The sequence below is a fragment of the Bacteroides sp. AF32-8BH genome (genome assembly GCF_003435205.1).
Taxonomy (GTDB): Bacteria; Bacteroidota; Bacteroidia; order Bacteroidales; family Bacteroidaceae; genus Bacteroides; species Bacteroides ovatus.
Window position 1 is genome coordinate 73,799 of sequence record NZ_QVLZ01000007.1, and the last position, 15,477, is coordinate 89,275.

Sequence of the window (15,477 nt, forward strand, 5' to 3'; positions counted from 1 at the left end):
AAAGTTTCCGTCAATCTATTGAACCGATTTTATATCGTAATAATCGATCAATGAATGAACTGAAAGATTCAACTGCCGCATGTGCGACAGAAAAGATTCATAAGGTTCGTATTCGATGGAAACCACTCCTTTATTAGAAGCTTTTCCGTTAGAATCGTAACCATCATTATACTCAAAATGTACCCAGCCTACACAGTTTCGAGTTTCAAGCAAACGAAGACAGAAGTTCTGATAAAACTCACCTCTATTTTTTTGTGTATGCACCAACCAGCCACCTCCTTCAGTATTAGCATATCCAGTTCCCTGATAACTGGCATCTTCCGCTTTTATATAGAATTCTGAAACTAAAAAAGGTTTCGCTCCACACCAGACTTTCAGGTTTGCCAAGAAATCTGCCTCCGGTTGCCAACGTGCATAATAGTTGACGGAAACAAGATCGCAATAACGAGCACACGCTTCCACCACTTTCTGATTATATTTACTCCAATCATGCAGACGTGTTCCCAATATCAAATGCTCTTTATCATATCGTCTGACGGTAGCGGTGGTCAACTGATAATAATAATCAGCAACCATCCCCCGGAAATCTTCCTGATTTTTCTTGGTTATCACTCCGGTAGAAGCTATACCGTTATCCCGCATAAACTTTTCTGCATACTCACGAGCAGCTTTATAGCGTTCGGGCAAAGACAAGAAATGTTTCAGATCAATTCCTCGCAAAGGGTCAGCATTCTGATAACTGGCAAATGGCAATTCATTGTCAAGATAGAAACCTATAAAATGCCGGTCACCGGCAAATAAAGCTGACTTCTCTTGTACGAGACGATCTATGTACGTAGCAAATGTGGGTTCAAAAAGAAGAACTAAGCGATTATATTTGTCATCATCAAACGCGTAGCCCAAATTCTTACTCATATCCCACATAAAGGTACGAAGCAGATACAGATTCTCTGCATAAGCAATCTTTTGCGTCTTAGGGGTCAACAAGTTACCACGTACTGCAGCAGGAAATACTTCAATACGGTTCGAGCCATACGAAATATAGTTTATATGATTGTCTGCTAACAGTTTGCCAGTCTCTTCACTCCATCGCGCCTCACTACCGTATCGAGTACCGAAAGCCTTCTTATGAGCAGTAGATTCTCCCGGACGAACATGCTGAATTCCATGAATGATAACAGCTCCATTATCCGGATCGAGCAAATAAGAACGGCCTCCACAATTAGCCACTCGGAAAAAGCCTTCTTTTCCAACCACAGATGAAGGTTGTAAACCGATTCGTCCTCCCCATGCAGTCCGGCTATAATCCGAAGAGGGAGTATACCAATTCATATTATCAATGGTACGTGTTTCCCTTGAATCTGCCGTTGTCCATGCCTGGAAAGTTCCGTTCTGCCACTTCCGGTATTCTACATTCATAAAAGTATATTCATCTTTTTCCAAAGGAGTATCTTCTCCTTCCGGTTTCAAAGGTTCTATTTCGTTGGAAGAGGAGGAACAGCTAAACGTCAACTGCATCAGTCCGACCAAAGATAAAAAGAGGAAATACCTATATATTATATGTTTTCTCATATTACTTTCAGCTACTGCACATTATTACTTAACCATCGTATTTGTTATCAGTCGCATCTTTCGTATACTCTATCTACGGTTCACCGGATAGCTGTTACTAACTCTCGCGTTGGCTATTAATAGAAAAGTTATTCTCTACAAGGAGAGAACTCCCTTCCCCCTTGTTGCAAACTTCTTTTATCCCTATTATAAACTATAAACGAAAGCTTTGTTTTTATAATTGAAAGCTTTGTTTTTATAAACGCAACTTGCATTTATAAAAACGGAAGCTTCGTTTATAGTTTGTATCGGACAGAGAACAACTTTATTCCCAATGAAAGGGAAGTTTAGTCTTAATAGAAAAAAAGTTTTCTATTAAGACTTCAGACGGTAGGTAATACTACCCTGTTTACTTCTTCTTAGAGAATTTGATTTCAACCGTTAATACACGAGCTGTTGTATCTCCGGGCTTCAACACACCTTCCCCGGTAGACGGTGTCATACTGATAATTCTCATTACTCCGATCCTATTTCCACCTGCTGCAGAAGTCGATGCAGTTTTAAAGGCAATAATATCTCCCTCCGCTATAGGAATCAAGTCTTCTTTCACAATCAAGCTGGCTGATATTTCAGAAGCAATAGAAGTAACTGTTGCATTATCATAATCAAAGTCGGAGAGTTTGGCTAACGTAGTCCTATTCTTTACTGCCGCAGTGTTCAGACCTGCACCATTAGAACCTTTATACTCATCAGATTTCGCTGCATTTATAGAATACAGACGAGGCTCTGAAGGAACGTCCTTACCTTTTCCCATACAATAGAATTTCAAATCAACATTCTTCGCATTGTCTGCGCTGGTTAATGCATAATCAATAGAATAAGTTTTCAAATCTTTGAAAGATAACAAGCCATAAGCATCCGGATATTTTTCGTGCGCACTATTAGCAAAAGTCTTACTGGATATATTCACAGTAGCAACGTCCATATTTACATATGCTTTCACAGTTCCGACAGCTTCTTTTCCTACTCTCCCATCAGAAACCACCACTTTAATTTGAGACGTAGTTTCAGTAAAATCAATTTCCGGAGTGTAATCCAATTGTTTCTCACCATTCTTCTGTTCCCGTAAGACTTCGACTTCCTGTCCATTCTCAATACGGTAAATAATCACTTCGTGAACTCCACGTACAGATTCCACCTTTACCGGCACTCCTTGTTTAGCATCCGTTGTAGCAAAAATAGGCAATTCAGGCAAGGTCAATACAGGTATTGGCACTGTTCTATATTCCACTGGTAAAGTTGAAATGGTCACATTATCATATATATCCACTGCTTTTACTTTGAAACCTTTATCGCCTTCTTTGTAATTAATCATCTCATCATACGAGAAATCCTTCTTCCCATTCAGTTCCACGCTTCTTTCGATTCCTGTCCGGTCGCAGATACCAAATAGACCTCCACTACCTTCAAACCGGCTTCTGAAACAACTTCGAAAGTAGTACGGGGAATTACCGGGTTTTCATCCATTTCATCATATATAATCTCTTCCGGGTCGAATGTTATGACAGGACGTGCCATTACATCGGTAACAGCAATTGGTAAAGTTCCGCTCGTAACATGATTCAATTTATCCGTAGCCTCAATGATAAAGGCTTCGTAATTTGCATTGTATTCCAGATTTTCAGACAAGCTGTAAGAATTGGGATTAAAAAATTCAGTCACCGTTTTATATTCGGTCACCCCCTCCACTGTCTGCAATTTCATTGTCACACTCTGTAGTCCGGCCTGCGACTTTATGACAGCCACTACCGGCAGATTATCTACTTTATTTAAATCCACATCCAGTTGTTCCATCGGGAATTTAATCACAGGAGCAGCCGCATTAGGATCCAGACCATCATTATCATCGCTACAGGCAGCAAAGCCCAGGCAAAGTCCTAGTATTAATAAGGTATATATTTTACGAATCATAATTAGTTCTCTTTTTAATTAACTGTGGTTATTTGGAATATTTGCAATAGTTCTCAAATATATGAATCACACCGTTCGTCGGCAGAATGTTGCTAGTCTTAGCCTGACGCTGTGGAGATTTCCCGTTGCTTCCGGTCTGATTCACCAGAATCTTACCTACTGCAGCCTGCCATGGGTTTTTCCATACGGACATTGTCATCAGTCCATTCTCTCCTTTCAGCATCGTCAATACGAACATCGGTTCCACCTGCAACTGTCCATAAGAACTATATTCACCGTCTACAATGTGATAAAGCAACATGTTCGTTACTTTCTCTTTATTACAATCGGTAATGGATGCTGCACCTGCAAATTCATTTTCACGATACAACTGCATACCTGCATTATTCAAAGCCAGAAAAGTATATTTATTGTCAGTCTGGGTATAATAGTCCTTCAGACCTGTATACTCAATAGCTGCTATCAACTCCGAGAACATATCTTTGTGATCTTGGAAATATTCCCACGCTGTCACTTTTACATACGGATCATCCACCGAAGGCTCATAATCATAATTCTTCTGCAAGTCCAGGTCACAGCCGGTCAATGCCAATATCGCCCAACAAAAGAAAAGGGTCTTATATAATATTGTCTTTTTCATTGTTTCTACCTTTTTTAGTTGTTAGTATTACCATAATACGTGTTCTGCACAATCTTCGGATTTTCCAAGATATGTGAATAGTGAATCGGGAAGAGTTCGTTTCCGTCCTGTTCCATTCCGTTAATCGGTTTCATCACTTCCTTCCACTTTCCGGTACGCAACAAGTCAAACCAGCGGCGTCCTTCGCCGGCTAATTCCACTTGCCGTTCACGCAATATATAATTAACGACTTCGTCTTCAGAAGCAAAATCATTTTCAGTCAACGTGTTCAATCCGGCACGGTCACGTACAGTTTTTACTAAATCCAAAGCTTCACCCCATTTTCCCTGATGAGCACGAGCTTCTGCTTGCAACAACATCATATCTGTGTAACGATAAATTGGATAGGCTACTTCGCATGTCTTATTCAAAGAGTTACTGATGTCACCTGCCATATATTTACGCAATTCATTTCCATTCTGGTAATTCTTCACCGTATAATCTTTGCGCAAATCACCTTTCATATCCTTTTCATCAAAGATGCTCATAAACTTGTCGGACATAACTGCCGCACGGTTTCCTGAACCGGAAAACCATTGATACATATAACTGTAACCATTCGTGCCGACTTCATCCATGTTGAAATGAACAAGGAATATTAACTCTCTGGAGTTATATTCATCATTTTCGGGCGTATCATCCGAAGGCTTATTGTTCAGTTCTTCTGTAAACATGGTATGCCAAGTAGCAATGTTAGGTTCGAAGTCTACAAAGCGTCCACCCTTTTTGGAGGCAATAGTTGCCATTTTATCAATGGTTTGGTCAGCCAGATTATATTCTTCAGCCCACATATAAGCGTCCGCCATGATAGCCCATACGCCACAGATAGAAATACGCTTGCGTTCGTAATTCTTATTACGGTTAATCAGGCTTTCCGCCTTTTTCAGGTCAGGAAGAATAACATGTTCCAGAATATAATTCTTATCTGTACGTTCCTTATAGATAGCCTCCGAATACTTTTCAGTAGGTTCTATAAACAAAGGTACGTCTCCCCAGACACGGATAGCATAGAAATAAGCCAGAGCACGCAACGCATACGCTTGTCCGAGGTAATCATTACGGTCTGCCACATCAGGCATACTGATATTAGGAACATATTTGATGGCCAGATTGGTCTGGTTAATCATCTGATACAAGGTCGTCCATTTCGCACATTTCTCGTCCGTAGACATCAGGTTGTTAATCACACGTGCCTGATCGGCCATCACCGGTGCTCCGGGAGCTACATTATCCGAACGGAATTCACCCCAATAAAAATAATTCTCGCGTAAAGTGGAACGCAACAGTCCATAAATTTCATTTATACCTGCCTTAGCGTCACGGGCGGTCTGCCACATGTCACCTGCCGGGATTTCACTCACCGGTTCCTCATTCAGAAAGTCTGAACAGCTATTCAATGATAGAGCCAGGCATACAGCTCCAACAAAATATTTTATATTCTTCATACGATATCTTCAATTAAAAGTTTGCAGAAAAACCAATACCATATTCTCTCTTTCTCGGATAGCGGTAAGAGTCTTTACCTACCTGCAGAGGATTACTCGTAGAGAATTCAGGATCAAATCCCGAATAGTTGGTCCATGTCAATGCGTTGTTTACAAAAGCGTAGATATTTATATTCTTCAACATCAGCTTCTTTATCCAGTTTTCTGGAAGATCATAGGCTATACGTACGTTCTGCAGACGAATAAAGGAAGCATCTTCCAAATAGAACGAGTTACCCATACGTGCATTGTTATAATCATCATTATACGGACGCGGATAGATAGCCTGGTCGCCCGGATGCAACCACATATTATGAATTACTTCCGGTGAAGGAGTGGTTCCCGTATATTTGAACATGTTACGATTATGTTCAGCGGCATTATAAATCTGTCCTCCCAAAGAATAATAGAATCCCAAATACAGACTTACGTTTTTCCAGGTCACGGTTGTATTCAAACCACCGGTCACATCAGGCATGGCATTACCAATCACCATACGGTCGTTATCATCAATCACACCATCCCGGGTTCCTTCCGGTTCTTCCCAGTTGTAATCTCCGCCACGGAACGGTTTGCCGTTCGGTAACGTTTTCTGGCGAATATCACCTGCATATTCCTTTCCATTCAATAAATACTTGTATTGGAATACACCATTTTCAAACACCGGAGTCAGTTGCTCCCATTTATCTGTAAAAGCATTCGATTCGTCATAAGCAAAGACACCGGCACTTTTAAATCCATAGAAGTCACCTACGCGACCGCCTTCCTGCATCCACCAGATATCACCTTCCATATATGCCTTACCTTCAGACAGTTTCTCAATGCGGTTGATATTTCTGGAGATATTGAAAGAAGCATTCCACTTCCAGTCCTTTGTGCGGATAATATCACCGGTAACGGCAATTTCAAAACCGCGGTTGCTCATCTCACCGACGTTTGTCTTCATATATGCAAAACCGGATTCTTTAGGCAGTTGGTAGTTTGCCAACAAACCGTCTGTATATTTATCGTAGTAATCAGCAGTGATTGTCAAACGGCTATTCCAGAAATTCAAGTCCAAACCAAGGTTGAATTGTTTGGTTTCCTCCCATTTCAGATTGTCTTTACCGATACGAGTCGGAATAACGCCACCCACTCCGTCATAGATAGAATTCGGAGAATAAGAATAAATATAATCATAGTTTCCGATCGCCTCATTACCGGTGATACCATAACTTACACGAATCTTACCATCTTCCAGGAATTTCTTCGAGAACTTCATGAATTTCTCATCAGAGAAACGCCATCCCACTGATACTGAAGGGAAATTACCCCATTTGTTTTCTTTCGCAAAACGAGAAGAGCCGTCACGACGGATATTCGCTGTAAACAGATATTTTCCCAGATAATCATACGTCACACGTGCAAAGACAGAAGCCATGGAATGATTACTCAAGGTAGATCCTGTAGATGACAAATCCAAATTGGCAGCAAATGCATTCATCGTATAAATAAAGTCGGTAGATGAATTCAAACCTACAAAGGTTTCATTTTCATAACGCCATTGTTGAGCACTGACACCCACCATCGCGCTGAAATTATGTCCTTTGATTTTGCGTGCATAAGTGATGAAATCTTCATTCATCCAGTTCCAGTTGAGGTAATTATAAGAATACCCTTTATTCTGTTTCTGCCATTCATCAGTAATAAGACTAGGTTCGAGTTTTTTGCGCTTGTCCAAATAGAAGTTGGCATTTATATTGGCTCTGAACTTCAAGTACTTGTTGAATTTGATTTCAAAGAACTGGAAGAAGTTAGCCTTATAAGAATCCGTAAAGTCAGTGGTATAATTGACCTGTGCAATAGGATTCTTCTGGCCATTAAACACCCCGACCAAAGAGCCATCCGGATAATAAGTATTGAAATAAGGACGACGAGTCAACACTGCGCTCAATAACGTACCTTCATTCAGACCTTTCTTTTTAGAATAAGTAAGAGAAATACGGCTACCCATATTCATCCAGTCTGTCGGTGAATAATCGGAGTTGATACGAGTATTTAATCTCTGGAAACCGGTATTGGAAATAATACCCTTCTCGTTATAATAACCGGTATTGATGAAATATTTCAGTTTCTTTGTACCGCCACCTACGCTGATATCCACCTGATCTTTCTGCGCAGTACTTGTAATCATGTCCAGATAATCATTGTCTACATTGAAGAATGAGTTCAACGGATCATTCAGAATATCAATACTTTCATCCGGATTACCTCCGCCGTATGTTTCAAAATACTCTTTGCGGTACTGGTCGTACAACAGACGCTCTTTACGATTTGCCTGTGGCACCTTATGAGACAATGTACCCCATGAGTGATTATACTTGATATCAATACGAGCCTTACCTTCCTGACCGCTCTTGGTTGTGATAATAATCACACCGTTAGCCGAACGGGAACCGTAGATAGCTGCAGAAGCAGCATCTTTCAAAATCTCCATGGAAGTAATATCATTGGTATTGATACCATCAATACTTTCCAAAGGCACACCGTCTACAATATAAAGGGGAGTAACTCCTTCGGCGGAGAAAGTGGAAGTACCACGAATTTTAATAGAAGAAGATTCACCGGGTTGTCCCGAGCCGGACACTACCTGTACACCGGCAGTAGTACCTTGCAGTGCTTCAAAAACATTAGTAGCCATCTTCTGCTCAATAGCCTCACTTGAGATGGAAGTAATAGCTCCCGTCACATCACGCTTTTTCATCGTACCGTAACCTACTACCACTACTTCGTCCAGTAACTTAGAGTTCTCTTCAAGCGTAATATTCGTTGTTCTATCTTTCACTACCACATCTTTAGGGGTATATCCCATGAATGATACAGTCAAAGTAACTCCTTTCTTTGAAACATTCAATGAGAAATTACCATCTAAATCCGTAATTGTTCCATTAGATGTTCCTTTCTCCATCACATTAGCGCCAGGTAAAGGAAATCCTGTTTTATCCACAACAACTCCTTTCACTGCAAACCCGCCTTGAGCATAAGCCGAATGGGCAAGGAAAAAGAGACTCAAGGAAATCAAAAGAAACGACTGCAACAACCGCACTTTTGTCCTACTCTGCAAATTTTTCATAACTAGAATAAAATTAAATTGGTTAATTATCAAGGTTTTACTCACTACTTAATTAATTAGGAGAAATACATTGGCTCTCTCCCGTAAGATGTTATCTTTTATTTATTACATAGATAATCGTCTTTCATAATACTATACAATAATTATTATATTAGAATAAAGATTATACAATACCCGGTCTGCTAAATAAAAGTGTGTGCGGACACACCCAATTAAAGAAAACTCAAGTACAAGCTGGCATGATCCAACGCCACAAAAGTATCGCATTTGAGCATATTGCACCCTATCGAATTGTTCGTTTTATCTAGTCTAAAAATTCAGATGACTTATTTTAATCACTTTACAGAGGGATCGGAAGGGGCATCATGAGATTTCCTATACTGTGTAGGAGCAATATCAAAAAGTTCTTTAAAGCATTTGTTGAAGTATTGAGGATTTCCAAATCCTAACCGGTAAGCAATATCCGAAATGTTCATCTCCGGAGCATTCAGTAGAAAATATGCTGCTTTTTTCAGACGAAGATTCATGATAAAATTATTTGGCGTACTTCCCGTAATACCTTTTATCTTCTGGAATAAGACGGTACGTCCTACTCCCATCTCCCGTGAGAAAGTATCTACACTGAATTCGGGATTTTCCATATTATCTTCCACCACTTGAGTAGCTTGTTCGATAAACTTCTGGTCGAGTTCATTCGTCGCAATCTTCTCCGCTTTGCTATCCAGTTGATGGGCATATTTATTCTGTAAGAGTCTGCGGGTATTAATCAGATTATTGCATTGCATAACCAACCGCCGCATATTAAATGGTTTTACCACATAAATATCCGCTCCAATTCTCAATCCTTCCAATTCACGTTCCGGCGCACTAAGGGCAGTCAGAAGAACGACAGGGATATGGCAGGTTTCTATATTGTTCTTGATCTTGGCACATAACTCTGTTCCGGGCATTCCGGGCATCATGATATCCGAAATAACCAGGTCGGGTTGCATTACCTTTACTTTCTCGTACCCTTCCTTGCCATCACTTGCAGTTTCAACCGTATACAACGGAGAGAAGATATCTACAAGGATATTTCTGATTTCTTCATTATCATCAATCACCAGTAATTTACAGTCAGTAGTCCCGCTTTCACTTTGGGCTGACTGCACCTCTTTAACCAGCAGTTCTTTGTCTTCCGAATAATAAATATATTCCTTATCCTGCTCCGGTTCAACCCGGGCGACAGAAGAATCAAAGTGAGCATCCCCTTTTTTCAGAGTCACCTTAAAACAAGAACCTTTTCCCAGCTGACTTTCTACTGTTATATCTCCCTGGTGGGCTTTCACAATACCCTGACTCAAAGCCAGCCCGATACCAGTTCCTCCATACTGTCCTATATTCTCAACCTGATAGAACCGTTCGAATATCTTAACATAGTCTTTCTCGGATATTCCCGCACCATTATCGGAAACGGAAAACATACATTCCTCCGTTCCATCAGCCAATTCCATACGGATAGTTCCACCGTCTGAAGTATATTTAAAAGCATTAGACAGCAAGTTATTAACCACCTTCTGTATTTGCATCCGGTCTCCCCACACGAGGCATTGCTCGCAGTCGGCATGCAAAACAAACGAAATATTCCTGTTAGCAGCCAACTCCTTAAACAATACATAATGCTCTTTGAGCAAAGAATATAAGTCAAATTGAGAAACTTTCAGTTTCAAAAGTCCCTGCTCCTGTTTCCGGAAATCAAGCAACTCCGTAATCAATGATTTCAGGTTACCTGCATTTTTATGTATATTCAACAGTTTCGAATAAGCATAGGTAGACAATTTGCCGGAATTCAGCAACAGATCAACCTGCCCCAGGATAAGAGTGATCGGAGTTCTGATTTCATGCGAGATATTCGTGAAGAAACGAAGTTTGGATTGATTCATCTCTTCAATGTATTGTTTCTCGCGAAGTTCAAAATCCAATGAAGTTTTCAGGAACAGACGGATTCTATATTCTCTCACGATGAAGAATAGAATAGTCAGAATCACGCATACATAAATAGTATAGGCCCACCAAGTAGCATAGAAAGGTGGCGTAATCGTTATATCCAGCGATCTGATTACTTCCGGGAAGTTCTTCAGCCTGATCTCAAAGACATAATCACCCGGAGAGATATTTGTATAAGTAATGTCATTTCCCAGACGGTTCTCGCTCCATTCATCATTATACCCCATCAACCGATATTCTACCTCACCACCGCCTATATGCAGAAAATTATCTGTTGAGAAACCGATAGAAAACACATTTTGCAAGTAATTCAATTTGATCCGTCCGGTATAGGCAAAGGATTTATTTAAAATACCGGTTTGATCGCCTGTTGTTATCTCTTTGTTGTTGACATACAAATGAGCCAACTCCAGATCGTATATTTTCGGAGGATAATACAGACTACTTTCACGAATGGTTACCAATCCGGTAGCTCCTCCCATATAAATATCATGGTTGCGGGATACATGCATGGATTTCCGGTTCACAAGAGTCAGCGGGAATCCGGTTTTAGAATTGAAGTTTATCACTTTCCCCTCTTTCTGTTCCAGCATTGACAATCCATGCCCGGTACCAATCAATAAATTCCCGGAAGGGGTTTCCCCCAGTACCCTGATATTTTCTCCCGACAACACACTTTCAGGAGTATGTAAACGAAACAAACGTTCTTTCTTATCCAGCAAGAAAAGTCCGTTGCCATGTGTCCCTACCCAAATATTTCCCTTTCGATCTTCATAGATAACATTGACCAACTCTTTTTGAGATCTGACCCGTTTCTTCAGACTTATCCTATAGGTTTCAAACCGCTTTTCATCAATCACATAGGCTACACAACCGTCGTCGGCAGCAAACCATAATCTGTTTTTCGAATCAAGCAATAGAGTGTTATAATTATGTGTAAACAGTTCCTTCTGATGAAACAACACCTCGGATTTCAAGGTCTGTTTATCCAAACTCACAATAGCGGATGTTGTCCCGACATACAATTTACGAGGAGTATCCGCCAAGGCAAACAGGGCTTCTCCTACACTTTCTTCTCCAAGCGGTTCGAGATTATAGATATCATTCCGATAGTTATTAAGATGAAAACAATTCACCTTATTGGTAAAGTCGGCTGCAATCCATAAGCAATTATTAGCCTCATCAAAAACAACATCTTTCAGGTAGTCCGTACTGAAATGATATCCCGTATGCGCATTAAAATGCTTGAACTTTCCCTGTTCCGGTTGATATAAATCTAATCCCCCTCCTTCCGTACAAATCCAGATATTTCCGGCTTTATCTTCTGCCATAGCACCGACTACCGGAAAAGACAATCCGGTGTCCGAAGCATGATAATGCACAAAATGCTGATATTCCGGAGAGAAGAAGTTTACCCCTCCCCAATAAGTCCCCACCCAAACAGTTCCTTGTTTGTCCGTATAAAGAGACGTCACCGAACGATTGGACATAGCACCCACCCGGTTAGGATCAGCCTGATAATGGAATATTTTCCCGGTAGCCACTTCAATCTTACTCAATCCACTTCTGTAGCCTACCCATATATTCCCTTCCAAATCCTGACATAACGCTCTCGCCATATCGTCCCGAACCGTGTAAACACTCTTATCATTATATTCATAGTGATGTATGATCGTACCTTGAGGTGAAAAACAGAAAACGCCCTGATCCTGCGAACCAATCCAGATATTCTGGTCGTTACTTTTTATCAGTTTCATCACTTTAACTCCGGGCAAGTGAAGTGACATCGATCCGCAAGTATCTACACGCATCACCCCACCCTCTTTCAAAGCAATCCAGAGACTTCCTTCGGAACCTTCCACCATCGTCGGGCCACTATCCGGCAGCTGCAAATCGGCATACATCGGTTTCAAGAGGCGGGTATTCTTATCGTATAAGAACAGTTTCCCTCCTTCTGCAATCCACACTCCCGTCTTTCCTTTGGCAAGAGTGGAGGGAGAAGTCACCGGAAGAATATAATATTTTTCTGTTTCAAGGTCGAACTGGAAAAGTCCGGTAGAGGTCAACAGGAAAAGACTTCCCTGACCGTCTTCCACCATTTGAGTCACATATAAATTACCATAACTGATAGAGTCGTTATGAAAGTGGTTGAAGACTTTGATGTGATTGCCATCGAAACAATTCAGCCCGTCCAAAGTGGCAATCCATATACGAGATTTCTCATCCTGGCAAATATCGCTCACCGTTATTTGCGACAATCCATCTTCCACACCCAATGTTCTGAACTTGTATTCCTGTGACCGGAGTGGAAATACAAATCCAAAAAGAGATAGCAGAATAAAAAAATGGATCTTAGATAGTCTTTGTTCGCGCATATCAAGAATGATGGTTTATAGCACACATTAATCTCGTCACAAAAGTAACAGTTTTTATGATATTCCCAAAATCAGAGCAAAATAACTGATAGATATAGACTTCACCCTATTTTATTCTTCCCGTCCGAACGAACGATATTCCAACGGGGTAAGCCCTGTACGTTTCTTGAAAAAAGAGAAAAAATATTCGGTAGACTGGAAACCCAGAAAAAAAGAAATCTCTTTCACTGATTGGGAAGTTCCTACTAACATTTGTTTGGCTTTACGGAGTTTCAATTCCTGGAAATATTTGGCGGGAGCATAACCAGTATACTCCTTGAAAACACGTCGAAACCATGAATAACTGATGTTAAGCCGCATTGCTAACTCTTCCGGATCTACATTACCGGAAACATTTTCATTCATGATGATTTTCGCCTGTTCTATCTTCTGATCCACATCACTCATCTCGAAAACTTTATTCTTGGAGACAGAAAGAATCATACCTATCATGTGGAGCACAATCCCGGAAAGATATTGTTGCGCAGAAATCTTATCCGCTTCAGCTACAGCAAGAGCACGGGAGAACAAGGAAACCAACTCTTCATTAATACCGATTTCCAATATTTGCTGCTCCTGCGACAAAAAGGCATCATTAACGATGGCATCTATCATTGGCCCCTCAAAGCCGATGTAATATTCCGTCCAACCAGTCTGCCGTAACGGGCGGTAAGTATGCCATTGCCCGGGAAACAATACCATCAGCCGGCCTTTACAAACCTGCTTTTCAGAAGTGGAATCGGATGAAAACAAACCACGCCCTTTTGTGATATAGACCAACTGATATTCGCGAAGCACCCTTCCTTTTTCCGCATTAAAAAAGTAACCGGAGGGATGCTCTTTCAATGGATAAGGTGAATCAGGAGGGATAGACTGATAGCCGACGGTATTCACCCACAGCCCGAATTTACGGTCCATGTCATTTACAATCAGATATTTAAATTCCAATCCCAAACTATTATCCTCGATCATATCAGAGTGTTTTCATGTAATTGAGTTGGACAAAAATAGGAATTATTTTCAGAAAACACATGCAAGGGTATAAAAAAACATCCGGAGTGTACTTTCAAGTATCCCCGGATGTTTATATAAAAACAAACTTTACTATGACGAGATTTAGAATGCTTTATGATACAAGGCTTCAATTTCCGCTACCGAAGTAGGACGAGGATTACCACCTGTACAAACATCATTGAAAGCAGCTACAGCCAATGCAGGAATGTCTTCTTCTTTCACATTGATTTCATGCAATTTCTGTGGGATATTAATGCTGATAGAAAGTGCTTTCACAGCTTCAATAGCAGCTTTAACGCCCTCCGCTTCACTCATCCCGGTAGTGTCCACTCCCATTGCTTTCGCAATATGGATATATTTCGGAGCTGCCGGAGATTCAGCATTGTATTCCATCACATACGGCAACAGCAAGGCATTAGCTACCCCGTGAGGAGTATCATAGAATGCACCCAACGGATGAGCCATTGAATGAACTATTCCCAAACCGACATTCGAGAATCCCATACCGGCAATATATTGTGCCTGCGACATTGCTTCGCGGGCTGCCACATCTTTACCATTGTCTACGGCTGCTTTCAGATTTTGTGCAATCATCTCAATAGCCTTCAATTCGAACATATCGCTCATTACCCAGGCACCGGGAGTAATATAACTTTCGATGGCATGTGTCAAAGCATCCATACCGGTAGCGGCAGTAAGCCCCTTCGGCATTGAGTACATCAGTTCAGGGTCTACAATAGCCACGGCAGGGATGTCGTTCGGGTCTACGCAAACCATCTTCTTACGGGCATCTTCATCAATAATCACATAATTGATAGTTACCTCGGCAGCCGTTCCGGCAGTAGTAGGCAGTGCAAAGGTCGGTACAGCTTTGTGTTTGGTATCAGCTACCCCCTCCAGAGACTTCACATCCGCAAAATCCGGGTTATTCACAACAATACCGATTCCTTTGGCAGTATCGATAGAAGAGCCACCACCCAAAGCAACGATAAAATCGGCTCCGGAAGCTTTGTAAGCTGCCACACCGTTTTGCACATTTGCAATAGTAGGGTTAGCCTTTACATCGCTATAAAGTTCGTAAGGAATCTGGTTCTCATCAAATACTTTAATAATTTCAGCAGCCACACCAAACTTGATAAGGTCTTTATCCGTTACAAAAAAGGCTTTCTTAAAGCCACGTCTAGCTGCTTCCACAGCAATCACACTTCGGCATCCGGCACCGAAGTAAGAAGTTTCGTTTAAAATAATTCGATTCATGGTTGTGCT

7 protein-coding genes and 1 pseudogene are annotated in these 15,477 nt (G+C 41.0%); all 8 read right to left on the bottom strand.

Annotation, left to right across the window (positions count from 1 at the left end; all coding sequences use genetic code 11):
- Positions 1 to 15 precede the first annotated feature (15 nt).
- The 8 genes and pseudogenes from DWZ47_RS06450 to fucO all read right to left on the bottom strand — a co-directional run bounded on the left by DWZ47_RS06450 (position 16) and on the right by fucO (position 15,468).
- Positions 16 to 1,572 (bottom strand): hypothetical protein, encoded by a 1,557-nt coding sequence (locus DWZ47_RS06450; protein ID WP_117512599.1) that lies wholly within the window; start codon positions 1,570 to 1,572, stop codon positions 16 to 18.
- Positions 1,573 to 1,960: 388 nt separating this feature from the next.
- A pseudogene (locus DWZ47_RS06455) lies at positions 1,961 to 3,522 on the bottom strand (hypothetical protein).
- A gap of 28 nt (positions 3,523 to 3,550) precedes the next feature.
- Positions 3,551 to 4,162, bottom strand: coding sequence for a fasciclin domain-containing protein (locus DWZ47_RS06460; protein WP_117512600.1), 612 nt, complete (start codon positions 4,160 to 4,162; stop codon positions 3,551 to 3,553).
- 14 nt (positions 4,163 to 4,176) lie between these two features.
- Positions 4,177 to 5,646 (bottom strand): RagB/SusD family nutrient uptake outer membrane protein, encoded by a 1,470-nt coding sequence (locus tag DWZ47_RS06465; protein WP_008776394.1) that lies wholly within the window; start codon positions 5,644 to 5,646, stop codon positions 4,177 to 4,179.
- A gap of 13 nt (positions 5,647 to 5,659) precedes the next feature.
- The gene (locus DWZ47_RS06470; protein ID WP_117512601.1) at positions 5,660 to 8,797 is read right to left on the bottom strand and encodes a SusC/RagA family TonB-linked outer membrane protein; all 3,138 of its coding nucleotides are present in this window, start codon (positions 8,795 to 8,797) and stop codon (positions 5,660 to 5,662) included.
- A gap of 335 nt (positions 8,798 to 9,132) precedes the next feature.
- Complete coding sequence (locus tag DWZ47_RS06475; protein WP_117512602.1) at positions 9,133 to 13,158, bottom strand: hybrid sensor histidine kinase/response regulator transcription factor; 4,026 nt, start codon at positions 13,156 to 13,158, stop codon at positions 9,133 to 9,135.
- Positions 13,159 to 13,269: 111 nt separating this feature from the next.
- On the bottom strand, positions 13,270 to 14,169 hold the full coding sequence (locus DWZ47_RS06480; RefSeq protein ID WP_004304986.1) for an AraC family transcriptional regulator: 900 nt from the start codon (positions 14,167 to 14,169) through the stop codon (positions 13,270 to 13,272).
- 144 nt (positions 14,170 to 14,313) lie between these two features.
- A complete protein-coding gene (fucO, locus tag DWZ47_RS06485; RefSeq protein WP_117512603.1) occupies positions 14,314 to 15,468 on the bottom strand; it encodes a lactaldehyde reductase in 1,155 nt (384 codons plus the stop codon).
- Positions 15,469 to 15,477: the final 9 nt, after the last annotated feature.

Bases quoted from the DNA above. Each gene is read 5' to 3' on its own strand.
- fucO (WP_117512603.1), bottom strand. From the start codon at position 15,468: ATGAATCGAATTATTTTAAACGAAACTTCTTACTTCGGTGCCGGATGC.
- DWZ47_RS06450 (WP_117512599.1), bottom strand. From the start codon at position 1,572: ATGAGAAAACATATAATATATAGGTATTTCCTCTTTTTATCTTTGGTC.
- DWZ47_RS06460 (WP_117512600.1), bottom strand. From the start codon at position 4,162: ATGAAAAAGACAATATTATATAAGACCCTTTTCTTTTGTTGGGCGATA.
- DWZ47_RS06475 (WP_117512602.1), bottom strand. From the start codon at position 13,158: ATGCGCGAACAAAGACTATCTAAGATCCATTTTTTTATTCTGCTATCT.
- DWZ47_RS06470 (WP_117512601.1), bottom strand. From the start codon at position 8,797: ATGAAAAATTTGCAGAGTAGGACAAAAGTGCGGTTGTTGCAGTCGTTT.
- DWZ47_RS06465 (WP_008776394.1), bottom strand. From the start codon at position 5,646: ATGAAGAATATAAAATATTTTGTTGGAGCTGTATGCCTGGCTCTATCA.
- DWZ47_RS06480 (WP_004304986.1), bottom strand. From the start codon at position 14,169: ATGATCGAGGATAATAGTTTGGGATTGGAATTTAAATATCTGATTGTA.